At 37.8% G+C, this 1998-nt stretch carries 1 pseudogene; it reads left to right on the forward strand.

Annotation, left to right across the window (positions count from 1 at the left end):
• Positions 1 to 1509: 1509 nt before the first annotated feature.
• A pseudogene (locus ACFFAP_RS31090) lies at positions 1510 to 1998 on the forward strand (hypothetical protein); the annotation flags it as partial.

The following is a 1998-nucleotide window of genomic DNA, read 5'->3' on the forward strand; positions in this document are numbered from 1 at the left end:
GGACATCTTGATTCAACCACTTTAATTGGTAATTTCTTTTTCGGAAATCACCTTACTACAAAGAACCAGATAAAATTTATATTACTGTGGGCAAATTGTGTGTAATAGGTAATGAAAAATCATAATATTATATAGATAACTTGGATGATTACGTCTTAAATTTAATCAACTTAACTTGGAGTCACGCTACTGTTTAAATATAAATCTATTTCTGACTACTTGTGATCGTTCAAGGAAGGTGTGTAAAGCTCTCATGAGAAAGATTTATCATTGCTGAAAAAAGGCCGCGATCGCGTAGCGTCTCGTAGAGAAGGACGCAAAGAAAGAAGTTAAAAGGGTTTGGCGCAGCCTTACAAAGAAATGCTATTACAACTCGAAAAGGCTGATTCCCTACTCCCTACCTACGCAAAGAAGTTCAGAAATCAAATCGGCTTACTATTATATATTTGTCTAATACATACTTTTAGGACTTACGCAAAAGTACGTATTGAAAGAAACACTTGCAAAACTCTCAATAAGAAAACGGAAAAGGCGATCGCAGTCTTAAACCGGATCACCTTTTCCTTTAAGAAGATCGCGAACTGAGGATCTTGCCTAATCGAATTGCTTGGTGGCGTTCGCTATTGGGTAAGCTTCTCTCTGGCTGAATACATCCAGAAGCGATTTCCAACCAGTAATTTTAACACAATTAAGCCCATGCACTGCTTGTTGCCCACGTTTGGCAGTTTAGCGATATTACTTGTACTTAAAGAATTGCAGCGTTGTCTGATAAACCAAATTTCGGATTATTACGCAAACGATGAGAGCCAAATATAAAGAATACATCAAGCTCAGTGCTTATATATAAGTAAGCAAGCGAGAATAAATCAAACTATATTAAGTAATATAAAACATTTCAAGATTAGTTTCTAGGTAAGGATTTGCCTTCATTTGAGGACTAAATCCTTACCTAGAAACCTTTAATTATTTACGCCGCTCTATTTACATTTGTCAGTCGATAACATAAAGATTACGCAAAGATATTTATTCAAATATAGACATATAAGCAAATTTTCGGTATTTAATTCTTATCAGGCTATCTGCATGTTTCCTATTTTCACGTGTCGAATAATAGATTATTTTTCGTTATTAACACTCTTAAAGAATGTTTTAAAATTTCTGAAGCGTATAATTTTGCACTTCTAGCTTAAAACAACTGCAAGGAAAAATCTAGGTTTCAGCCATATACTGAGATGTTTTCGTGTGCTGGCACTTGAAAGCAAAAGACCTCAGTGCCAATCGGTAGGGACGGCGGTGACTTTAACAGTTCAGGCACAGGCGACTACCTGACTTTTCACGTCATTTGGAAAAGCCCACGAAAAACTTAACCCTCTTTCTTATCGGGAAGGGAAAATTTATAAATCTTTCTCATACAAGGAGAGATTTTCCAAATACCGTGAAAAGTCAAGTATAAAAACGACTATTCAGCGTAACATTTATACACTGCAAAAAAAGATTGGAGTAAGCTCAATGTCTATATTTACCGTAACTAACACCAAGAATAGTCATGCAGGTTCACTGCGGCAGGCAATTATAGATGCTAATGCCCTGACAGGAAAAGATATCATCAATTTTGGTGGATTGTTTAATGATGGACTCGCTCATACCATCAGTTTGACTGGTAGCAGTCTGAGTATCACAGATGACCTGACTATTCAAGGCACAAATCCAGGCTTATTAACTATTAGTGACGATAGTGCTTCCCGTGTTTTTGACATTGGCAATGGTGTAACAGCTGCAATCAACGAGCTGACTATTACCAATAGATACAAAAACGCCGGAGGAGGCGGTGCTATCTCTAATGAAGGCGTCCTTAACTTGAGCAACAACATTATAACTGGCAACACTGCGGAATACGGTAGTGCTATCTGGAATCAAGGCACTCTATCGGTGAGCAACAGCACCATCACTGGCAACTCAGCGACAAAGAACGGCGGCGGCATCTTCAGCTCTGGCATC

The organism is uncultured Nostoc sp., assembly GCF_964245575.1.
Lineage (GTDB): Bacteria > Cyanobacteriota > Cyanobacteriia > Cyanobacteriales > Nostocaceae > Nostoc.